Genomic DNA, 19,343 nt, shown 5'->3' on the forward strand with positions numbered 1-19,343 from the left:
GACCGGGCAGGGGCGGCTAATGGCGGCTGGCCTCGTAGCGCCTTTCGATGGCGTCCCAGATGTCGGATTCGATGCAAAGGCCGTCGAAGCGATTGATCTCCTGGACTCCGGTCGGCGAGGTGACGTTGATCTCGGTGAGGTAATCGCCGATCACATCGATGCCGACGAAGATCAGGCCCCTTTCGGCCAGCACGGGGCCGATGGCTTCGCAGATTTCCATCTCGCGGGCCGTCAAGCGGGAAGGTTCGGCCCGCCCGCCCACATGCAGGTTGGAGCGCGCCTCGCCCGCCCGCGGCACCCGGTTGACCGCTCCGGCCGGCCGGCCGTCGACGAGGATGATGCGCTTGTCGCCCGTGCGTACCTCGGGGACGTAGCGCTGCACGATGGCCGGCTCGCGGTAGAACTGGGTGAACATATCGAGCAGGGCGTTCAGGTTCTCGTCGCCGGGCGCCAAGTGGAACACACCGGCGCCGCCGTTGCCGAACAGGGGCTTGACGATGATGTCCTTGTGTTCCGCCCGGAAGGCCTCGATCTCGCTCCGGTCCGACGAGATCAAGGTGGGCGGCATGAGGTCCGGAAAATGGGTGACGAACAGCTTTTCCGGCGCATTGCGCACGCTCACCGGGTCGTTCACCACCAGGGTGCGGGGATGGACATGTTCCAGAATGTGGGTAGCGGTGATATAGGCCATGTCGAAAGGCGGGTCCTGGCGCATTAGCACGATGTCCATGTCGGCCAAGTCCACCGTCCGCGCCTCGCCCAGGGTGAAATGATCGCCTTTGGCACGGCGTACCGCCAAAGGTCGCGCCTGGGCCAGAACCCTGCCGCGCGCGAAGGAAAGCTGCTGCGGCCGGTAGTGGTAAAGCACATAGTCGCGCCGCTGCGCCTCGAGGGCCAGCACGAACGTGGAATCGGCATCGATATCGACCGATTCGATGGGGTCCATCTGGATGGCGACTTCCAGGGTCATGGCTTGGTTCCTTCCCGCCCGATCAATTTAAGGCGCAAGTCCCGTAACAGGGTAGCCGCCTGGTCGCGGCCGGCATCCTGGCCGCAGCGGGCAAGGTAGTCGTCGAGGGCCGCCACGGCGGCCGGGAGATTGTCGAGCCGGGCATGAAGATAGCCCGCCTCCCGCCAAAGCGGCGTGGCGTCGGGAACGATCCGCTGCATGGCTTCCACCGCGGCCAAAGCTTCGCGGAAGCGGCCGGCGCGGATCAGGTCGGCGCGCAAGCGGTTCTGCAGGCGCAGCAGAACCTCGCGCGAGGCAAGCGGGCGCCAGTCCTGAGGGCGCAATTCGGCTTCGTTGCCGGCCGCGGCCTTGTAGAAATCGCGCAAGTCCTGGACCGTTCGCTCGCGGCCCCCGTCGGCCGGGTCGAGAATGACCCGGCGGCCGCCATATTCTAAGCGCACCAGCAGGCGGACGGGGAAATCGAGGCCCTGAAGGCTCCAGCCCAGACGCCAAGCGACGGAAAGATAAAGAATGCCGAGAGCGGCCGGAAGCCCACGGCGGCGGTCGATGACGCCCGGCAGGTCCCACGCGTACGGATCGTCCGGAGCGTCCTCGTCCCCCAGGTAGCCGTAGCGCCGGCCGAGGATTTGGCGCAGGGCTTCGGCCCGGAGGCCCAGGCCGGCCTCGCCGGCCCGGCGATGGGCGTGGGCAGCCACCTCCGCGGCCAAGCCGTCCAGATGGCGCAGATAAGGTTCGAGCGACAGGCCAGGACGCGACGCGGCGGCCGCCAGCAAAGCCGCCTCTCCCACATCCAGATCTTCGTCGGGCAGGGTTCCGACGTGCCGCAGGCGGTCCCGGAGGTCCGGGGACGGCGTCACGAGGGCTTGTTCCCCTTCAGGCGCACGTGGTTGACGACGCGCTTGACATAGGTGATGTCGCGGGCATGGGCCAGCACGCGGTCCAGTTCCCCCTGGTCCTGGGCGATACCGATCAGGTAGACGACGCCGCTTACGGTCTTGACGTAATAATTGATGGACAGGATCGTCTTGTCGAAGGTGATGCGCGACGTCAGCTTGGTGGTGATGGCGGCATCGTGGGTGTAATCGATGAAGCCGCCGCTTTCCAGCTGCAGTTCGTTCAGCACCTCGCGCACGCCTTCCACCGCCCAGGCCATCTTGACCATTTCCGCCCGCGTGGCCTCGTCCTTGGCGACGCCGGTCAGCAGCGCCCGGCCTTCCCAGACTTCGATGGTGGCGTAGGCCGACAGGCTATGATCGTAGCGCAGCCAGTTCTCGAAGATGCCGGCCTGGACCTTGAGGTCCTTGGCCTTGCCGTCGATGCCCCGTTCCTCGAAGGCGGCCACGCCCACCGCGGCCCCGCCGCCGACCACGGCGCCGGCGCAGGCCGAAAGCGCGAAAGCCATCAAAAGGGGAACGGCGATCCGGAATACGTTGTTCTGCATGGCGCCATCTTAGCGCAGACGACGGGAGGTGCAAGGGGCAGCGATCATCCGCCGGGGCAGAAGGCGCGGACCCGGCGCACCAAGCGGCGACACCAGCCGATCCGGCAGTACGCCTCTTCGATGACGTGCATGGCGAGTATGAGCAGCTTGGGCCCGAGGCCTTCATTGTTGCGGAAGGTGAACAAGATGTCGTCTTGGACCCGCAGCGGGATGTCGGTCAGCCGGACCCGCAGGAGATTCAAGGCGTAGCGCAGGGCGAAAGCCTCGTTGGCCACATAGCGGTGGATGGTGTCCGGAGCGGTGTCGGCGACGATGATTGGCTTGCGGTCCATGATAACCCGGACCATCAGCGCCGCCTGCTTGGCACGGTTGATGAATGTGCCCTCGATATAGCCATGGGTGTCCTTGAAGTGATCGCGGTCTTCGACGTATGCGACCGCACAGTCCTGCAATGTTCCATCGTCGGGACGATAGCTGTGCGCCGGTGCTCCTACGCTGCGATTCAGATAGCCGCAAGTCAATTCTGCCGTGCGCCGCAGTCGAATATGTCGCCTCCGGACCTGTTCATCGACAGGCTCCGGCCCCACCCCATTGTCAGGCTTTCATTTTTTCTCTGTACCGATGGTCTTTTCCTGGGCGCGAAGAAGCAGGGCGTCGAACCCCTTCTCGAAGTCGGCCTGGGTCTCGTTCTCGAAGGCCATCACTTCCTCGTCCGAAGATTTCCGGCCTTTGTTCCGCATCAACCAGTTGCCCACGAAGGCGCCGAAATTGCTCACCCACCGTCCGCTGTAGACAGGAATTGCATGAGTTGTCATATCACGGCCCTCCGCTCACTCATCGCCGATGTTCGCATTCCACGAACCCGCCGCGTGTTGCGTAATGATATTATATTTAGCGCAATCGACAGGCGCTTACAACGCGGCAAACAAGAAAACCCGACGCAATGGCTATTGTCAACATTGGAAATGGTATCTTCCCGAGTGAAAGCTAGCGAAATGTCGCCGAGAATGGATCACAAAATGGGATTCATCGCGGCTTCCACCTCGTCCACCCCCAAGTCCGCCAGATCGTCGCGCCGCAGGAGGGTTACCCGGGGGCCCCGCTGGCTGCAGAGCGCGGGGTCGGAGGCGGCGGAATAGAGGACCAGCGAAGGGCAGCCCGAAAGCGCGATCAGATGCATGGGACCGGTGTCGTTGCCGACCGCGAGGCGGGCCTGGCGGGCCAGGGCGACGATGTCCTGGAAGGTGGTGAGACCCGCCAGGTTGACGGCCTTGGGGCAGAGCGCCTCGATGGCTTCCAGGTCGTCGGCCTCGGCCGCGCCGCCCAGCAGCACCGGTTCGATCCCCCGCCCGGCCAGCCGGTTGCCCAGCTCGGCATAGTGGCCGGACGGCCAGCGCTTGGCCGGCCGGTGAGGGGAACCGCCGGGCACCAGTAGGGCGAAAGCCTCGTCCAGCTCGAACCGTCCCGTTTCGGCCCGGATACTCGACAGGTCGGGCGGCGGTGTCTCGGGAATGCCGGCCAGGGCGAGCTGCTCGGCCTGGCGTTCCACAGTATGCATGGTGTCGCGCCGGGGATTGACATGGGGGTGGGAACAGCCCCGCGCGATGCCCGACCATTCCGGATAGGGGCCGGGCCAGAACAGCCGGTAATAGAAGGAACTGCGATCGGAGGTCTGGAGATCGTAGACCCGGACGAACCCGCCCCCGCGCAGCCGATGTCGAAGATTCAGCCATTCGCCGATCTGCGCCGCCTTGGGGCGGCTGTCGGTCCAGACCTCGTCGAACAGGCCGAGGCTCGCCGCGAATTCGGCATAGGCCCGGGTCGTCAGCAGAACGATGCGGGCTTGGGCATGGTGGCGACGGATGGCGGCGAACGGCCCGAGGGCCTGCACGAAATCGCCCAGCGCTCCCAGCTTGATCACCAGGATGGACCCGCCCGCCATCAGGCCAGAGGCTCCATCCCGAGGACCTCGGCATAGACGGCCAGGGTACGGGCGCACATCAGGTCGGTGGTGAAGCTGGCCCGCACATGGGCGATGGCGTCCCGCGAGATGCGCTCCCGGTCGGCCGGGGTGAGGGCCAGCGCCTCGTTCAAGGCCGTCGCCAGGGCCTCGGCGTTGCCGGGGGGCACCAGCCAGCCGGTCTTGCCTTCGAGAACGATCTCGCGCGCCCCGCCGTGGTTGGAGGCGATGACCGGGCGCCCCAGGGCGTGGGCTTCGGCCATCACCCGCCCGAAGGCTTCCGGATCGGTGGAAGCGGAAACCACCACGTCGCTCAGCATGTAAGCGGCCGGCATATCGGCGGCATGGTCGACGAAGCGCACCACGCCGCCCAGGCCGTGCCGCTCGATGAAGGCGCCCAGTTCCTCGCGATAGCCGGTGCGGCCCTGGTCGCTGCCCACCAGGACGCAGCGGAAGTCGCGCCGGTTCATCAGGGCGACGGCTTCAAGTACCACCTTCTGGCCCTTCCAGCGGCTGAGCCGGCCGGGCAGCATGACCACCGGCAGCCCGTCGGTGAGGCGCCAGTCCTTGGCGAGCGCCACCACCCGTTCCACCGAGACCTTGGCCGGGTCGAAACGGTTGAGGTCGACGCCCCGGTGCACGATGCGGATCTTGGCCGGCGCGGTGCCGTAGTTCTGTCGGATATGGCCGGCGATGAAGCTGGAAATCGCGATCACCCGCTGGCCGTAGGTCATCACCGCGTTGTAGCGGCGCTTGAGAAAATTGGCCGCGCCGTAGGTGCCGTGGAAGGTGGTGACGAAACGCCGCCCGGTCCGGCGGGCGGCGAACCAGGCGCTCCAGGCCGGCGCGCGCGAGCGGGCATGGACGATGTCCACCTTCTCGGCTTCGATCAGGTCCATCAGGCGGTCGATGTTGGCCTGGATGACGAAGGGATTCTTGCTGGCGAGCGGCAGGGTGACGTGGGTGGCGCCCGAGCGCGCCAGTTCATGGGCAAGCGGTCCCCCCGCCGAAGCCACGATGGCCCGTCCGCCGGCGGCGACGATGGCGGCGGCGACCTCGACGGTTCCGCGCTCGACCCCGCCCTGGGCGCCCAGCGCCGGCAGAACTTGCAAGACGGTCGCCGTCATGCGGCCGGGGGTGGCCGTCGGCGCCTTGTCGATGCTATCGTCACGATCCTGACTCATCGTTCCTCACCCGTGGACAGCCCGCCGATGACCGACGCCCCGTCCTTCGACACCCCCCCGCCATCCCGGCTCGCCAAGGACGACGGAGGGACTATCGCCTACCGCTTCACCCCTGGCAAGTCGCCCGGCGTAATGTTCCTCACCGGCTTCAAGTCGGACATGGAAGGCGGCAAGGCCCTGGCCCTGGAAGCCTGGGCCCGGCGCACCGGACGGGCCTTCCTGCGCTTCGATTATACGGGCCACGGTGCGTCGTCGGGGCGCTTCGAGGACGGCTGCATCGGCGATTGGGCGGCCGACGCCGTGTTGGCCCTCGACCGCCTGACCGAGGGTCCGATGGTGCTGGTGGGGTCCAGCATGGGGGGCTGGATCATGCTGCTGACGGCGCGGGCGCGGCCGCACCGGATCGCCGGCCTGGTCGGTATCGCCGCCGCCCCCGACTTCACCGAGGACCTGATTCCCCTGGAACTGTCGGCCGGGCAGCTGGCGATCATCGAACGGGACGGCGTCCTCGACCTGCCGAGCCCCTACGGGCCCGAGCCGACGCCGATCACGCGAAAGCTGCTGCACGACGGCCGGAACCATCTGGTGCTGCGTTCGCCCCTGCCTTTGACCGTGCCGGTGCGATTGATCCACGGCATGAAGGATCCCGACGTCCCCTGGCGGACGGCGCTTCGCATCGCCGAGGCCCTGAACGGCACGGACGTGGAAATCCATCTGGTCAAGGAAGGCGATCACCGCCTTTCCGAACCCCGGGACCTGGAGCGGCTGGTGGGCGTCGTGGAATCCCTGTCGGCACGGATCGGCTGAATCAGCCGAACAGCTTGTCGATCTCGTCCTGCGAGATGCCTTCGCTGCCCAGCGCCGGGCCATGCAGGGGCGAGCCGTCCACATCTTCGCGCTCGATGGTCTTGACCACGTTGGTGGGCAGGGCGGCCAGGGCGTTCTCGCCCATGATCACCACCAGGGAGTTCAGGGTGCCCTCGATCAGGAGCATGGTCCGCACGATCTTCGAGATGCGCTGCCCGGTGATGTCGTGAAAAGCACAGGATTCGAAGATGCGGTTGGCCGCGTTGGCGATGCCGAACAGTTCGGGCTTGAGCGCGCCGGACTCGGGATGTTCCTGAGCCTGGGCGACGCCGGTCAGGATGGCCTCGGTGGCCTCCATGATCGATTGGGTCGCCATCTCGGTGCTGCCGACAATGGCGTTGAGCTGGTCGGCCACCGTGTTGAAATGGTCGACTTGGGCCATGGGATGCTTGATCGAGGCCAGTTCGCCCTTGATCTTCTGGATGCATTCGAACAGGCGCACGACTTCGACTTTCAGCGCATCGAGTTGCCTGTCGGTGTCCGCAGCCATCGCCTCGCCCTTCCCTTGCCGGCCCGGCCTCGTCCCCCGGCGGCATGATACACCGCCGGGGGATCGCCAGCCAGGGCCTACAGGTAGGAACGCGCCAGCTCCTCGGCGATCTGCACCGCGTTCAGCGCCGCGCCCTTGCGTAGGTTGTCGGCCACCACCCACAGGTTGAGGCCGTGCTTGACCGTGGGGTCGGCGCGCAGGCGGCTGACGTAGACCGCGTCCTCGCCGGCGCATTCGGCCTGGGTCACGTAGCCGCCGTCCGCGCGATGGTCGACCAAGCTTACGCCCTTGGCGGCCTTGAGGGCGGCACGGGCCTCCTCCGGCGAGATCGCCTTGGCGAACTCGACGTTGACCACCTCGGCGTGGCCGACGAACACCGGCACGCGAACGCAGGTGGCGGTGACGGCGATCCCGGGGTCGAGAATCTTCTGGGTCTCGACCACCATCTTCCATTCCTCCTTGGTGTTCCCGTCGTCCATGAACTTGTCGATGTGTGGGATACAATTGAAGGCGATCTGCTTGGTGAACTTCCTTTGATGCTTACCGGCCGGATCGTTCATGTAGATGCCGCGGGTCTGGTTGAACAACTCGTCCATGGCATCCTTGCCAGCGCCCGAGGTGGACTGGTAGGTGGCGACCACCACGCGCTTGATCTGAGCGATGTCGTGCAGGGGCTTCAGCGCCACCACCATCTGGATGGTGGAACAGTTGGGATTGGCGATGATGCCCTTCTTCTTGTAGCCGGCGATGGCGTCCGGATTGACCTCGGGCACCACCAAGGGCACATCCGGGTCCATGCGGAAGTGGGAGGTGTTGTCCACCACCACGGCGCCGGCCTTGGCCGCAAGCGGGCTGTACTCCGCGGAAACCGAGGCCCCCGGCGAGGACAGCACGATATCGATCCCCTTGAAGTCGAATTTGGCGAGATCCTTGACCTTCAGCACGTTGTCGCCGAAGGAGACCTCGCTGCCCACCGAGCGGTGGGACGCCAGCGCCACCACCTCGTCCACCGGGAATTTCCGGTCGGCGAGGATGGAAAGCATTTCGCGGCCGACGTTGCCCGTCGCGCCGACCACTGCGACCTTGTAGCCCATGTCTTCGTTCTCCTCAGTCTCTCCGGCCCGTCCGGGTGGCGATCCGGAGGCTGCCTGAAACGTAGACGGCCCGCGGATCGCTCCTGCGGGCCACCGGGTTGCTGAACTCGTGCCAGCGACGGCCGCCCGCGTCAGACGCGCGTGGTTTTCGTCGTGGTGGTGGTGGTCTTGGCGAAGAAAGCGGCCACCGCCGGGATACCATCCCCGCGCCCTGCGATCCGTCCGACGTGATGTCCGCGTGCGTCCATCGCCCGCTCCTTTCGCCGCGCGCAGCAATAGCGCGGCCAAACGGCGATTGCAAGGACCTTGGCGCCCTGGAACGCGGAACGGAACGCGCGCCGGCCGGTTCTCCGGCGGTCCCCTTTCTCAGGTCCCCACTTGCACTTGGTTGCGGCCGTTGCGCTTGGCTTGATAGAGCGCCTCGTCGGCACGCCGCACCAGGGCCTCCTCGTCCTCGGCCTGCAGGGGCGGGAAGGCGGTGACGCCGACGCTGATCGTCACCTTCAATTCCTGGTCGCCGTCCTTGACGATGGTGTCCTGGACGATATGGCGCAGGCGTTCGCCGATCTCGCGCACGTCCTTCAACGAGGCGCCGGGCATGATGGCGTAGAATTCCTCGCCGCCGTAGCGCACCAGGATGTCCCCCTCGCGGAAGGCGCGGCGCGCCGCTTCGGTCACCCGCACCAGCACCCGGTCGCCCACCAGGTGGCCGTAGGTGTCGTTGACCTTCTTGAAATGATCGATGTCGAAGATCAGGAGCCCCAGGTCGCCGCCCTGGCGCATGGCGCGGGTGAATTCCTCGCGCAGGCGGGTCTGGCCGAAGCGCCGGTTGTAGAGCCCGGTCATGGGATCGATGGCGGCCAAGCGCTGCAGGCGGTCGTGAGCCATGGAATTGTGCAGCGCCAGCCCCATGCCCTGGCCGAACAGGGCCAGCAGCCGCACGATGTCGGCGGCGAAGGTATGGGTGGTGGCAAGGATCGCCACCCCGAAGTTGACCTGGTTGTATTCGATGGGTACCACCAGGACCTCGCGCGGGCGGAAATCGGTCAGCGCCCCTTCCACGTGAACGTCGGGCGGCAGCTTCAGGTGCTGGGACTCGCCTAGCCGCAGGGCGCGCCGCACGTGATCGCTGCCCGCCAGGCTCTCGGTATCGCGGAGGCCATGGTTGGCCACCGTGCGCAGGTCGCCGTCGATTTCCGCTAGAATGGCGCCCGCCGCCGCGCCCGTGTGTTCCAGCAGCATGTCGAGCGCCGCCTGGGTCAGGGGATTGAAGTCCAGGTGGGACGACAGGGCCCGCGAAAAGGTGCGGACCGCGTTTTCCACCTCGCGGGCCCGCGTGAGGGTCGCCACCAGCTCGTTGAAGGAGCGCGCCGATTCGCCGATTTCGTCGTGGGAATCGACCGGGATCAGGCAGGTCTCGGTATCGCACTGGCTGGCGTCGCCGGTGAAGATGGCTTCGCGCAACGCCGTTTCCACCGTCCGCATGCGGGTCGACAGCAGGCGCAGGCGGGGCCGGAAGACCAAGTGGGCCAAGCCGAAATTCACCGCCCCCACCATCAGTCCGGCCACCAGGGTCGCGGCGAAGAACATGGGCGTCAGCGTCTGCTCGCGGGCGACGCCCAGCATCATGACGAAAAAGGGGAAGGCGATTCCGGCCACCAGGCCGAATCCGACCATCCAGATCGCAAGGTCCCGGAAGGCCTTGCGCGTCAAGCGCGGCAACATAACCGCAGTCTCCCTCGAACCAGCCCTGTTTCGGCGTATTGGTTGTTGTTGCCCGGATTATGCTTTGGGGTTTACCGGATGGCAACGGATTCCATGCAGACTTGCAAAGCCGGCGCGAGAGAACTACAGTCCGGCCCTGTTCAACGGACCCCCATCATGCGCGTTCTCCATCACCTTTGGCTGTCGCCCCACTGCCGCAAAGTGCGGCTCGTTCTACAGGAAAAGCGCCTGGAGTTCGAAATGCGCGTCGAGAACGTCTGGGACCGCGACGAGCGCTTTCTTGCCCTCAACCCGGCCGGCGAGGTGCCGGTATTGGTAGAACCGGACGGTGCGGCCCTCGCCGATCACGCCGCGATCTGCGAATATCTGGAGGAGATCGCCCCTGACCCCGTCCTGATCGCCGGCTCGCCGCCGGAAAGGGCGGAAATCCGCCGTCTGGCCGCATGGTTCGACCAGAAGTTCAATCGCGAGGTGACGGAAAACCTGGTGGGCGAGAAGATCCTCAAGCGCTTCCTGAAGCTGGGGGAGCCCGATTCGCGGGCTATTCGCGCGGGACACGCCAACATCCGCTACCACCTGGATTATATCGGCTTCCTGGTCGACCGCCGCAAATGGCTGGCCGGCGAGGCCTTGTCGCTGGCCGATCTGGCGGCGGCGGCGCACCTGTCTTGCATCGATTATCTAGGCGACGTGCCCTGGGACGACCATCCGGAGGCCAAGGACTGGTACGCCCGCGTCAAGTCGCGCCCCAGCTTCCGCACCCTGCTGCGCGACAGCATCGCCGGCGCCCCGCCGGCGAGACATTACGCCGACCTGGATTTCTGATAGGCGCTGAGCACCCGTTCCAAGGGCATGATGCCGTCGGCCGTGCCCATGCCTTCCACCCGCCAGTCGGGGAAGACGGCCGAAATGTTCCGGTCCTGGCGGGACAGCGCCTCGCAGCTGGCGAGGTCGACGAAGCATTCCGCCTTGTAGAAGCGTTGCGCCTCCGACATGGTGTAGGCGCGGGCTGCCTGTTCGGCGGCGAGAAAGGTGCCGCGGGCGTTGCGGAAAACGGCCGGGCGGGTATCGGCGGCGGGCGGGCGCGCATCGCCCAACGAAAGGCGCACCGGGCCCCCGCAATCGATCAGATCGTCCTCGGGGTCCAGGTAGACCAGCTTGAGGCCTTCGGCCGGGAGCGGCTCCAGGGGCAGCAGGTAGTGGCGCACGAAATCCTTGGCCATCTGGCGCAACTTCATGCCGACGACGCCGTCGCCCGGCCGGATCGCGGCCTGGCCGGCGGGCACCTCGAAAGCCCTGCGGGAAAGAAAGACAAGCTGGTGGGTCATGGCGAGGAGGCTAAGGGATTGTGTCCACGGTCACAAGCCCCGTGGCGGGGGTCACTGCCGAAACGTTCCGGTAGGACCATGATGGCGATTCGAAAGGATGGCGAATCGCGATGGTCGGTCCAGTTCAACCTAAGCCCGCGCCGTTTCCCGCGGTTGCGGCCAAGCCCGCCGCCAAGCAGACGGCTGCCGCCGATGGGACGTCGTCCGGCTCCGCCGTCCGCCATCGGCGGAATAGTCCCGAAACGAATCTACTGGGCTACGCCCCGCAACGAAACGCCTACGGTTTCCGCGGTCGGCTGGTCGATGTCTGGGCCTGAGTTCACCCCTTGGCCTTGGCCGCCGCCTGGCGGCCGGCCTCGAAGGCTCGTTCGTTCAAATCGGCCAGGGCGGGTTTGCGTTCCCGGAACCGTTCCACGATGATGTCCTTCAGGGCGCCGGCCGGAAACGGCAGGTGGTCGGCAATCGCCCCCAGCATGACGGTGTTGACCATGCGCGTCTCGCCCAGGTCGCGGGCGATGGCCCCGGCGTCGAAGTCGTAGACCGCGATGCCGGCTTCGCGCATTTCGGCCACCGGGGCGGCCGGGTAGTCGAACAGGCCCAGGTTGACCACCGGCGGCACCTGGCGGGTCACGTTGACCATGGCGATGCCGGTCGGGCGCAACTGGCCGCACCAGCGTAGCGCCTCGGCGGGCTCGAACCCCACCAGCAGGTCGGCTTCGCCGGCCGGGATGGCGGGCGACAGCACCTTGGGCCCGAAGCGCACATGCGAGGTCACCACCCCACCCCGCTGGGCCATGCCGGCGACCTCGGTCTTCTTGACGTCGTAGCCCAAGCGCAGCGCCGCCTGGGCCAGGACCTCGGACGCGGTCATCACGCCCTGGCCGCCGATGCCGCAGACCAGGATGTTGGTGACGGTTTCCGTAGCCTTCCGTTTCGCCATGGCTCAGGACTCCAAGGATTCGCGGGCCGGCAGGATGGCCTTGGGCCCGCAGGTCTTGGGACAAAGCCCGCAGCCGGTGCAGGCCGCGGTATCGATGCGCACCCAGGACTTCTCGACCACCTTGCCGCTCGGCCTGGTCTCGCTGGCCCGCCGGGTGACATGGATGGCCGGGCAGCCCACGTTCAGGCAGTTGCTGCAGCCGGTGCAGGTTTCCTCGACCACCTTGAAGGGCGGATCGCGGTGGAAGCGGTCGATCAGCACACAGGGCCGCTGGGTGATGATGACCGAAGGCTCGGGGATCGCGATTTCCTCTCTCAGATGCTTGTAGAGGGTCGGCATCTCGTAGGGGTCGACGACATGGATGCGTTCCGCCTTGACGCCCAAGGCCTCCACCAGCTTGCGGAAGTCGACCCGCGGCGCGTCCTGGCCGCCGGCATCGCGGCCGGTCCCCGCGTGATCCTGGCCGCCGGTCATGCCGGCCGCCGAATTGTCGAGGATCAGGATGGTGACGTTGCCCTTGTTGTAGGCGATGTCGATCAGGCCCTGCATGCCCATGTGCAGGAAGGTCGAATCGCCGATCACGCCGATGACCGCCTTGTCCTTGTCGGCTTCCGCCCGGCCCAGGTCCATGCCGAGCGCCATGCCCATGGAAGCGCCCATGCAGGTGGTGGTGTCCAGGGCGTTCCAGGGTTGGCCGGCGCCCAGGGTGTAGCAGCCGATGTCGCCCGCGATGTTGACCTGGCGGCGCAGGCGCGACAGGCAGTAGTAGGCGGGCAGGTGCGGGCAGCCCACGCACATGGTGGGCGGGCGCGGAAAGACCTGGGGCTGCAGCGTCGCCTGGGGCTCCCAGGGCTCGCCCAGCAGGGCCTTGACGGCCGGCAGCAGGATGGCGGGCGACAGTTCGCCGGACCGGGGCAGGATGTCCTTGCCGTGACAGGCGATGCCGGCGGCCTTCAGGTCCCTTTCCACCAGCGGCTCGGTTTCCTCGGCCACCACCAGGGCCTTCACCGTCCCGGCGAAGGCGCGGACGGTTTCCACCGGCACCGGACAGGTGAGGCCCAGCTTGAGGACGGGCGCGTCGGGGAAGGCTTCCTTGACGTGCATGTAGGCCGGGCCCGAGGCGACGAAGCCGATGCGCTTGTCCTTGCCCTCATCGACGCGATTGAACGGACTGTCCTCGGCCAGGGCCAAAAGCCTGGCGTCGCGTTCGAACTGGGCCGCCAGACGGCGCTTGGCATTGGCCGGCACCAGGACCCAGCGCGCCGAATCGTGGCGGAAACCTTGCGACGGCCGCTCCTCGCGGGCGCCGACGGTCACCAGCCCCTTGACGTGGCAGATGCGGGTGGTGAGGCGGACGATGACCGGGCATTCGAAACGTTCCGACAGATCGAAGGCCGCCTTGACCATCTCGTAGGCTTCCTGGGAATCGGAAGGTTCCAGGATCGGCAGATGGCCGAAGCGGCCCCAGAACCGGGAATCCTGTTCGTTCTGGGAAGACGACAGCCCCACGTCGTCGGCGATGGCGATCACCAGCCCGCCGCCCACCCCGGCCAGGGTCTGGCTCATCAGGGCGTCGGAAGCCACGTTCATGCCCACGTGCTTCATGGCCGAGAAAGCCCGGCTGCCCGCCACCGAGGCGCCGATGACGATCTCCAGCGAGGTTTTCTCGTTGGTCGCCCAGTTGGCGTGGATGTCCTTGTAGCGGGCGAGGTTCTCCAGGATTTCGGTCGACGGCGTGCCGGGATAGGCGGCGGCGACGCGGCAGCCGGCCTCCCAGACGGCACGGGCGATGGCCTCGTTGCCGGACATCAGCTGCCGGGTCGGGGTGTCGGGCTTGGCGATCACGTTCACGGGCTTATTCCTCGTCGAGCGGGGCGGATGCCCGAGAAAACCGGAAAATCGTTCGGGACGCAAACGTTTCCTCGAGAGGAGCGGAACCCCTTTGATCCGACGCGAAAATTTGGCATCCTCGGGAGACGATCGCGAGGTGCCATGGGAATGAGCCTCCTGCGTTGCTGGCCGGTTCTGCTCCTACTGGCCCCGCCGGCCCTGGCGGCGTCCGGGGACGAAGGCGGATCGCCGTTTTCGCCCGGGGCGCCGCCCGAAACGCTGCGCGAACGGGGGCTGGTCGCCACCGGGCTGAAGGCGGTCTATCCGCGCGAGGCCGCCTGTCCCGAGATATCCTCCCCCTTCGGTTCGGAGACCCGCTACGACGGTAGCCGCAGACCTTTCCAGGCCTATGGCGGCCTGCACAGCGGCATGGACATCTCCTGTCCCGAGGAAGGTGCGCCGCTGCTGGTCATCGCGGACGGCACCCTGGTCCACAAGGTGGCGGGCGGACGGATGGTGGGCAACCGCGTGGTCTTCCGGCACCGGCCCGAGGACACCGGCCATCCGGTCTGGCTATATTCCGCATACCAGCATCTGGCGGACATGCCGGAACTGGAAATCGGCGCCAAGGTGACGGCTGGCCAGCCGATCGGGGCCTGCGGCCGGACCGGTACGGTCGGCGGGCACTATGGCGCCCAGGGCTACGCCCACCTGCACCTGACCGTCTACCTGGGTCCGACCGCCGAATACTCGACGACCGGCCGTTCCGCGATCCCGGTGGGCGGACGGTTCATCGACCCCCTGGCGATCTATTTCGGCAAGGCGCTGGACAGCGATGCCGTTCTCGCCTTCCCGGAAGCGGAACGGATCGTCGTCCTGCCCTACCGCGGACCGGACGGCGCTCCGGTGCCGGCGGGAACGCGGCTGGTCTGGCCCTTCGCCTGTCCGGCAAGGCGCGACGGGCCCCCTTGATCCGGCGTGAAAATCCTGCATTCTCGGGAGATGATCGCGAGGTGCCATGCGTCCCGAGGATGTCCCTTTCCTGCAATTGACCTTCGCCGAAGCCCGCGAGGTGGTTTCCGAACTGGAAGCCGCCCTGGACGCCCACCGGCGCTGGCTGGGCCGCTTCCAGGAAATGCTGGTCTGCCGCAAGGACCCCGGCAAGGGCGAATTGCGCGAGGACGGGCACCTGCAAGGCGAATTCGGGCGCTGGTACTACCGGGGGGCCAACGCCTACCTGAAGCTCCATCCCCTGTTCGGCGAGGTAGGCCGCTTGCACCGGGCGTTGCACAAGGAAGCCCGGCGCCTGGCCAAGGCGGTAGACAAGGGCAAGGATATCAAGCCCGCGGACTACCGCCGCTTCGCCGGCGCCGTGGACGAATTCAAGCGCACGCTGCGCGCCATGTTCGTCCAGCCACGCGAGATGCTGCGCTATTTCGATCCTTTGACCGGCATCGCCAACCGCTACGCCATGCTGCCGCGCCTGGAACAGGAACTGGAACGCATCCGCCGCACGGGCGATACCGGTTGCGTGGTCATGGCGGACCTGGACCGTTTCAAGGCGGTCAACGACACCCACGGCCACCAGGCGGGCGATGTGGTGCTGCAGGCCGCCGCGCGGTTCCTGCAAAACCACCTGCGCAAGTACGACCAACTCTACCGCTACGGCGGCGAGGAATTCCTTCTGCTGCTGCCCAACACCCTGCCCGACCAGGCCAAGCGCATCGTCGAACGCCTGCGCCGGGGTCTCGCCCGCCATGCGGTGCCCCTGGACCGGGGCCCGGTGCTGAAGGTGACGGCGTCCTTCGGCATCGCCGAACTGAACCCGCAGGAAACCGTGCAGGCCGCCGTCGAGCACGCCGATGCCGCCATGTATGCCGCCAAGCAGGCGGGGCGAAATTGCACGCGGCTATGGGGGGAAGGGGACAGCGGATAGGACATCCGGCTCGGCGTCACCGGAAGTAAAGCATCGGCGCGCCCTCGCGATCCGCGCAGTCCGGAAAATACATGGCCGCCTTGCCCTCCTTCTTCCGGCCGGAACCCCGCGCCGTCTTGCCGTCGATGGCGATCACATCAGCCGGCACGCCGGTTCGCGCTCCAACCCAGGCGACGAAGCACTGCTGGAACTTCTCCGCGTCCAGCGTCGCGAAGATGTCGTCCAGATGGTCGTGGGCCGGCGTCCCGTCGCGAAAGGGCAGGAAGCGCCGCAACAGTTCCAGCTTCTTCGTGCCGAACCGCGCGATATCGGTGAAGGTTTCCGCCCCTGCCAGCACCGCCAACAGGCAGAGCAGCAGAACCTCGTCCAGCGGATACACCACCTTGCCCGCTTGTCGAGGGTCTGGAAGATCACGAAAGTGTTCAAGAAAACCAACGCCCTCGGTAATCCACCCGTTCATCTCCATGGTGAACTCCCCTGCCGAATCGGAGGCCGTCCATCGATTCAGAACTTTACCTTCCTGTCACCAACTCATTCACATGCCCTGGCTCGAAAACCCCTTCGGGTTGACAACGCCGGGGGCGAGGCGCCACTCTGCCGCCCACTTCGGTTTTCCTGTCCCGCACGGAACCCATGCCGGTCCTGTTCCTTATCGTGTTCATCGACCTGGTGGGGTTCGGGATCATCATCCCCCTTCTCCCCTTCTATGCCGAACACCATCAGGCCTCCCCGGATGTGGTCGGCTTGGTGATGGCCACCTATTCCCTCACCCAATTTCTGGCGGCTCCCTTCTGGGGCCGGCTGAGCGACCGCCTGGGGCGGCGGCCGGTATTGGTGGTCACCCTGGCCGGGACCGCTCTGGCCTACGTCTGGCTGGGATTCGCCGATACCCTCTGGGGCCTGATCGCCGCCCGCGCCCTGGGGGGCGTGATGGCCGGCAACATCTCGACCGCTTTCGCCTATGCCGCCGACATCACGACGCCGGAAAACCGCGCCAAGGGCATGGGGGTGATCGGGGCCGCCTTCGGTCTTGGCTTCATCGCCGGCCCGGCCATCGGAGGCCTGCTCGCAGGGGCCGATCCGCTTAACGCCGATTACCGGACACCGGCCCTGTCGGCCGCGGCCCTGTCGGCGCTGGCCTTGGTGTTGACCGTCATCCTGCTCAAGGAGTCCCTGTCCGACGATATCCGCCGTCGCGCCGTCGCCAAGGCCCGCCTGGGCCGCTGGGCCCAGTTCCGCGAGGCCCTGGCCCGGCCGGGCGTCGGTTTCTCCATCGCACTCATTTTCATTTCCACCTTCGTCTTCGCAGGGATGGAGACCACCTTCGCCATGTGGTCCTGGCGGCTGTTCGGCTGGGGGCCGGAGCAGAACGGCTACCTGTTCGCCAGCGTCGGCCTGATCGGTGCGGTGATCCAAGGCGGCCTGATCGGGCGCCTGGCCCGGCGCTACGGCGAGGCGCGTCTGGTCACCGCCGGCGGCGCCGCCCTGGCCGCCGGCCTCGCCACCCTGCCCTTGGCCGGCACCGTACCGGTGTTGGTCGTCGCCATGGCGGTGCTGGCCTGCGGCTTCAGCATCATGAACCCATCCCTGTCCAGCCTGGTGTCGCTGCAGGTGGGGCCCGAGGACCAGGGCATGGTGATGGGGGTCAGCCGCTCTGCCTCCACCCTGGCCCGCGTCGCCGGGCCGGCCTGGGCGGGCGTGATGTTCGCCCACCTGGGCCCCGACTGGCCCTATATCGGCGGTGCCATTCTGATGGGGATCGTCGTGGTCCTCAGTCTGTGGCGGCGCGGGTACCCCTGATCAAGGCAGAGCGAAGTCCCGGCCGGTAAGGGCGGACAGTTCCGTCGCCAGCATCTCTTCGAGACGGGCCGTCCCCCGGGTCGAGACCCAGGCGCCGATGGCTGTGTCGAATTGAAAATGGCTGGCCCCGCTCTTCGGCGACGACATCCATATCTGCCGGTTGGGACGGTGCTTGTTGATCACGTACTGACCGCCGACGTCCAGGTCGACGATCAGGATGCCGGCCTGCAGGTCCGCCTCCAGGACGTCGCCAAGGGCTTCCTCGATGGCGTCCTGCAAGCGATTGAGGGTGGCATCGGCCTTGGCCTCGAAGGTGCTGTCGTCCAAAGTCATGGGATCATCGGTCCTTCCATTTCCCTGTCCCGCGAATGGAGGCTTGAACCGCGGGGGCCGCTTCGCTATATAGGGCCCCTTCGTTGCCGGAGCAAAGCCATGAAACAGGATATCCACCCCGATTATCACGACATCACCTGCGTGATGACCGATGGGACCACTTTCACCACCCGTTCGACCTGGGGCAAGCCGGGCGACACCATGAAGCTGGACATCGATTCCAAGAGCCACCCCGCCTGGACCGGCGTGCATCGCCTGATGGACAGCGGCGGTCAGCTCGCGAAGTTCAACAAGAAGTTCAAGAGCTTCGGAATCAAGTAAGGCGGCACTTCGCCAGCACTCGCGTGGGCGTCCGGATTCAACCGGGCGCCCTTTCCGTTTGCGATATGAGGGCTTGGCCGCTTGGCCAAGCCCCGGCGGCGGGCGGCAACCGAGAGCGCGGACGGCGTCAGCGCATCAGGCCGAACCAACTCAGCACGATGATCCCCCACCCGAAGAGCGAGGCCCCAACCAGGGTCGCAGCCACGGCCAGGGCGGGCACGCCGATGATCGTCAACATCAAATCCTTGGAATCGCGAACCATGGCGGTCATGTCCTTCTCCCTTTCAATTGGCGGCGGCTCATTTTGAATTATTAGAATTCTGGAATATTGCAATCCGGTAAAACTCCCTAGTTCCGCTGTGGAACCCCGATTCACCGGATTCTGGATGACGGTTGCCCGGGGGCTGGTCATTGCGTAACCTCCGGCCATGCGTTGTTCCGGTCCCTACACCCGCGTCTACTTCGGCGCCAAGGAGGCCAAGCCCTGCCGCCGCCTGGCGGAAGGGCTGGCCGGCATGGGCTTCGAGGTGGCACCGTGGCGGGCGCCGGCGGGCGACGGCCGGTCGGAAGATCTGGCCGTCGACATCGACCTGCGCGAACCGCTGCCGGCCCAGGTTCTCTGGACTGTCCGCCTGGCCAAATTCCTGGGCCCCAGGAAGTTGTTCGGCCGCAGCCACGTCTACGAGGCGACCCTGCGCCGAGCCGGCCCCGAGGACGTCACCCCCTGGCAAGGCCATCTCTTTTCCCTCGATCTCAAGGATCTGGCGGACCGGGTTCTTAAAACCTTGCCCCTGCTGGTGGCCGGCCGGGCGGCGGATAGCCTGGTCGGCCGTGACGAAGCCCACGAGGTCCGCATCGAGATGTGCAACGACTAGTGGCACCCGTCATCTATAATGACGGATGCCACTAGATTCGACGCGAGGCCTTCGCCTCCGGCTGGCTCAAACGCCGCTCGGGCTGGGTGGCCCCCTTCACTTAAGGTGAAGCGCGCCACTAGGTGCCGTCAGCGCCGAATCGGGGCCGGCGCGGGGGTGGGAGCCGGAGGCGTGACGTTGACCTGGGGGGTCATGGTCGGCACGGCCGGCGGCGTGGCAGCGGGAGCGGGAGCCGGCGGCTCCGCCGGC

The 19,343-nt window shown here is 66.6% G+C and carries 23 protein-coding genes; 7 read left to right on the forward strand and 16 right to left on the reverse strand.

The genetic code is table 11. The annotated features are described in order from the left end of the window. Positions 1 to 16: 16 nt before the first annotated feature. The 7 genes from gshB to H7841_01165 form a co-directional block, all read right to left on the reverse strand. On the reverse strand, positions 17 to 970 hold the full coding sequence (gene gshB, locus H7841_01135; GenBank protein MEO5335486.1) for a glutathione synthase: 954 nt from the start codon (positions 968 to 970) through the stop codon (positions 17 to 19). After that, entirely contained in the window at positions 967 to 1,827 is an 861-nt protein-coding gene (locus H7841_01140) for a transglutaminase-like domain-containing protein (GenBank protein ID MEO5335487.1), read from the reverse strand. Before H7841_01140 ends, gshB begins: the two co-directional genes overlap by 4 nt. Next, the gene (locus H7841_01145; GenBank protein MEO5335488.1) at positions 1,824 to 2,411 is read right to left on the reverse strand and encodes a BON domain-containing protein; all 588 of its coding nucleotides are present in this window, start codon (positions 2,409 to 2,411) and stop codon (positions 1,824 to 1,826) included. The genes H7841_01140 and H7841_01145 overlap by 4 nt, the downstream gene beginning before the upstream one ends. A 44-nt stretch (positions 2,412 to 2,455) precedes the next feature. Then, on the reverse strand, positions 2,456 to 2,863 hold the full coding sequence (locus tag H7841_01150; GenBank protein ID MEO5335489.1) for a hypothetical protein: 408 nt from the start codon (positions 2,861 to 2,863) through the stop codon (positions 2,456 to 2,458). Between the two features lie 150 nt (positions 2,864 to 3,013). Next, the gene (locus tag H7841_01155) at positions 3,014 to 3,187 is read right to left on the reverse strand and encodes a hypothetical protein (GenBank protein MEO5335490.1); all 174 of its coding nucleotides are present in this window, start codon (positions 3,185 to 3,187) and stop codon (positions 3,014 to 3,016) included. A gap of 236 nt (positions 3,188 to 3,423) precedes the next feature. After that, positions 3,424 to 4,353, reverse strand: coding sequence for a glycosyltransferase family 9 protein (locus H7841_01160; GenBank protein ID MEO5335491.1), 930 nt, complete (start codon positions 4,351 to 4,353; stop codon positions 3,424 to 3,426). After that, the gene (locus H7841_01165) at positions 4,353 to 5,555 is read right to left on the reverse strand and encodes a glycosyltransferase family 4 protein (GenBank protein MEO5335492.1); all 1,203 of its coding nucleotides are present in this window, start codon (positions 5,553 to 5,555) and stop codon (positions 4,353 to 4,355) included. Before H7841_01165 ends, H7841_01160 begins: the two co-directional genes overlap by 1 nt. Positions 5,556 to 5,582: 27 nt before the next feature. Between H7841_01165 and H7841_01170 the strand changes: the two genes are divergently transcribed. Beyond that, entirely contained in the window at positions 5,583 to 6,362 is a 780-nt protein-coding gene (locus H7841_01170; GenBank protein MEO5335493.1) for an alpha/beta hydrolase, read from the forward strand. Between the two features lies 1 nt (position 6,363). Here the strand turns inward: H7841_01170 and H7841_01175 are convergent, their stop codons facing one another. The 3 genes from H7841_01175 to H7841_01185 form a co-directional block, all read right to left on the reverse strand. Continuing rightward, positions 6,364 to 6,912 carry a protein phosphatase CheZ gene (locus H7841_01175; protein ID MEO5335494.1) on the reverse strand — a complete coding sequence of 183 codons (549 nt, stop codon included), beginning with the start codon at positions 6,910 to 6,912 and terminating at the stop codon, positions 6,364 to 6,366. Between the two features lie 77 nt (positions 6,913 to 6,989). Further along, positions 6,990 to 8,006, reverse strand: coding sequence for an aspartate-semialdehyde dehydrogenase (locus H7841_01180; protein MEO5335495.1), 1,017 nt, complete (start codon positions 8,004 to 8,006; stop codon positions 6,990 to 6,992). A 366-nt stretch (positions 8,007 to 8,372) separates the two neighbouring features. Beyond that, complete coding sequence (locus H7841_01185) at positions 8,373 to 9,731, reverse strand: diguanylate cyclase (protein MEO5335496.1); 1,359 nt, start codon at positions 9,729 to 9,731, stop codon at positions 8,373 to 8,375. Between the two features lie 156 nt (positions 9,732 to 9,887). Between H7841_01185 and H7841_01190 the strand changes: the two genes are divergently transcribed. Continuing rightward, positions 9,888 to 10,556: a glutathione S-transferase family protein gene (locus H7841_01190; protein MEO5335497.1), complete on the forward strand. Its 669-nt coding sequence runs from the start codon at positions 9,888 to 9,890 to the stop codon at positions 10,554 to 10,556. On the opposite strand, the gene H7841_01195 is transcribed toward H7841_01190, so the two are convergent. The 3 genes from H7841_01195 to H7841_01205 all read right to left on the reverse strand — a co-directional run bounded on the left by H7841_01195 (position 10,535) and on the right by H7841_01205 (position 13,850). Then, the gene (locus tag H7841_01195; protein ID MEO5335498.1) at positions 10,535 to 11,059 is read right to left on the reverse strand and encodes a hypothetical protein; all 525 of its coding nucleotides are present in this window, start codon (positions 11,057 to 11,059) and stop codon (positions 10,535 to 10,537) included. The genes H7841_01190 and H7841_01195 overlap by 22 nt on opposite strands. A gap of 319 nt (positions 11,060 to 11,378) precedes the next feature. Continuing rightward, the gene (locus H7841_01200) at positions 11,379 to 11,999 is read right to left on the reverse strand and encodes an indolepyruvate oxidoreductase subunit beta (protein MEO5335499.1); all 621 of its coding nucleotides are present in this window, start codon (positions 11,997 to 11,999) and stop codon (positions 11,379 to 11,381) included. 3 nt (positions 12,000 to 12,002) lie between these two features. Continuing rightward, complete coding sequence (locus H7841_01205) at positions 12,003 to 13,850, reverse strand: thiamine pyrophosphate-dependent enzyme (protein ID MEO5335500.1); 1,848 nt, start codon at positions 13,848 to 13,850, stop codon at positions 12,003 to 12,005. 147 nt (positions 13,851 to 13,997) lie between these two features. Here H7841_01205 and H7841_01210 point away from each other — a divergent pair, with 147 nt between their 5' ends. Then, positions 13,998 to 14,801, forward strand: a complete 804-nt coding sequence (locus H7841_01210) for a M23 family metallopeptidase (protein ID MEO5335501.1) — start codon at positions 13,998 to 14,000, stop codon at positions 14,799 to 14,801. Positions 14,802 to 14,847: 46 nt separating this feature from the next. After that, positions 14,848 to 15,765, forward strand: a complete 918-nt coding sequence (locus H7841_01215; GenBank protein MEO5335502.1) for a diguanylate cyclase — start codon at positions 14,848 to 14,850, stop codon at positions 15,763 to 15,765. 16 nt (positions 15,766 to 15,781) lie between these two features. On the opposite strand, the gene H7841_01220 is transcribed toward H7841_01215, so the two are convergent. Further along, positions 15,782 to 16,147: an ISAs1 family transposase gene (locus H7841_01220; protein ID MEO5335503.1), complete on the reverse strand. Its 366-nt coding sequence runs from the start codon at positions 16,145 to 16,147 to the stop codon at positions 15,782 to 15,784. Between the two features lie 251 nt (positions 16,148 to 16,398). Here H7841_01220 and H7841_01225 point away from each other — a divergent pair, with 251 nt between their 5' ends. Continuing rightward, on the forward strand, positions 16,399 to 17,565 hold the full coding sequence (locus H7841_01225) for an MFS transporter (protein ID MEO5335504.1): 1,167 nt from the start codon (positions 16,399 to 16,401) through the stop codon (positions 17,563 to 17,565). On the opposite strand, the gene cyaY is transcribed toward H7841_01225, so the two are convergent. Next, complete coding sequence (cyaY, locus tag H7841_01230; GenBank protein ID MEO5335505.1) at positions 17,566 to 17,898, reverse strand: iron donor protein CyaY; 333 nt, start codon at positions 17,896 to 17,898, stop codon at positions 17,566 to 17,568. Between the two features lie 99 nt (positions 17,899 to 17,997). Between cyaY and rpmE the strand changes: the two genes are divergently transcribed. Further along, positions 17,998 to 18,219 carry a 50S ribosomal protein L31 gene (gene rpmE / locus H7841_01235; GenBank protein MEO5335506.1) on the forward strand — a complete coding sequence of 74 codons (222 nt, stop codon included), beginning with the start codon at positions 17,998 to 18,000 and terminating at the stop codon, positions 18,217 to 18,219. 127 nt (positions 18,220 to 18,346) lie between these two features. Here the strand turns inward: rpmE and H7841_01240 are convergent, their stop codons facing one another. Then, the gene (locus H7841_01240; GenBank protein ID MEO5335507.1) at positions 18,347 to 18,490 is read right to left on the reverse strand and encodes a hypothetical protein; all 144 of its coding nucleotides are present in this window, start codon (positions 18,488 to 18,490) and stop codon (positions 18,347 to 18,349) included. A gap of 157 nt (positions 18,491 to 18,647) precedes the next feature. On the opposite strand from H7841_01240, the gene H7841_01245 reads away from it, so the two are divergent. Continuing rightward, positions 18,648 to 19,094 carry a hypothetical protein gene (locus H7841_01245; protein MEO5335508.1) on the forward strand — a complete coding sequence of 149 codons (447 nt, stop codon included), beginning with the start codon at positions 18,648 to 18,650 and terminating at the stop codon, positions 19,092 to 19,094. The last annotated feature ends 249 nt before the right edge of the window (positions 19,095 to 19,343 follow it).

This window comes from Magnetospirillum sp. WYHS-4, assembly GCA_039908345.1.
GTDB lineage: Bacteria > Pseudomonadota > Alphaproteobacteria > Rhodospirillales > GLO-3 > JAMOBD01.

What these genes read in the sequence shown, in the direction of transcription:
- gshB (MEO5335486.1), bottom strand. Translation starts at nt 970, where the DNA reads ATGACCCTGGAAGTCGCCATCCAGATGGACCCCATCGAATCGGTCGAT.
- H7841_01145 (MEO5335488.1), bottom strand. Translation starts at nt 2,411, where the DNA reads ATGCAGAACAACGTATTCCGGATCGCCGTTCCCCTTTTGATGGCTTTC.
- H7841_01160 (MEO5335491.1), bottom strand. Translation starts at nt 4,353, where the DNA reads ATGGCGGGCGGGTCCATCCTGGTGATCAAGCTGGGAGCGCTGGGCGAT.
- H7841_01165 (MEO5335492.1), bottom strand. Translation starts at nt 5,555, where the DNA reads ATGAGTCAGGATCGTGACGATAGCATCGACAAGGCGCCGACGGCCACC.
- H7841_01170 (MEO5335493.1), top strand. Translation starts at nt 5,583, where the DNA reads ATGACCGACGCCCCGTCCTTCGACACCCCCCCGCCATCCCGGCTCGCC.
- H7841_01175 (MEO5335494.1), bottom strand. Translation starts at nt 6,912, where the DNA reads ATGGCTGCGGACACCGACAGGCAACTCGATGCGCTGAAAGTCGAAGTC.
- H7841_01180 (MEO5335495.1), bottom strand. Translation starts at nt 8,006, where the DNA reads ATGGGCTACAAGGTCGCAGTGGTCGGCGCGACGGGCAACGTCGGCCGC.
- H7841_01185 (MEO5335496.1), bottom strand. Translation starts at nt 9,731, where the DNA reads ATGTTGCCGCGCTTGACGCGCAAGGCCTTCCGGGACCTTGCGATCTGG.
- H7841_01190 (MEO5335497.1), top strand. Translation starts at nt 9,888, where the DNA reads ATGCGCGTTCTCCATCACCTTTGGCTGTCGCCCCACTGCCGCAAAGTG.
- H7841_01195 (MEO5335498.1), bottom strand. Translation starts at nt 11,059, where the DNA reads ATGACCCACCAGCTTGTCTTTCTTTCCCGCAGGGCTTTCGAGGTGCCC.
- H7841_01200 (MEO5335499.1), bottom strand. Translation starts at nt 11,999, where the DNA reads ATGGCGAAACGGAAGGCTACGGAAACCGTCACCAACATCCTGGTCTGC.
- H7841_01210 (MEO5335501.1), top strand. Translation starts at nt 13,998, where the DNA reads ATGAGCCTCCTGCGTTGCTGGCCGGTTCTGCTCCTACTGGCCCCGCCG.
- H7841_01215 (MEO5335502.1), top strand. Translation starts at nt 14,848, where the DNA reads ATGCGTCCCGAGGATGTCCCTTTCCTGCAATTGACCTTCGCCGAAGCC.
- H7841_01225 (MEO5335504.1), top strand. Translation starts at nt 16,399, where the DNA reads ATGCCGGTCCTGTTCCTTATCGTGTTCATCGACCTGGTGGGGTTCGGG.
- cyaY (MEO5335505.1), bottom strand. Translation starts at nt 17,898, where the DNA reads ATGACTTTGGACGACAGCACCTTCGAGGCCAAGGCCGATGCCACCCTC.
- rpmE (MEO5335506.1), top strand. Translation starts at nt 17,998, where the DNA reads ATGAAACAGGATATCCACCCCGATTATCACGACATCACCTGCGTGATG.
- H7841_01240 (MEO5335507.1), bottom strand. Translation starts at nt 18,490, where the DNA reads ATGACCGCCATGGTTCGCGATTCCAAGGATTTGATGTTGACGATCATC.
- H7841_01245 (MEO5335508.1), top strand. Translation starts at nt 18,648, where the DNA reads ATGCGTTGTTCCGGTCCCTACACCCGCGTCTACTTCGGCGCCAAGGAG.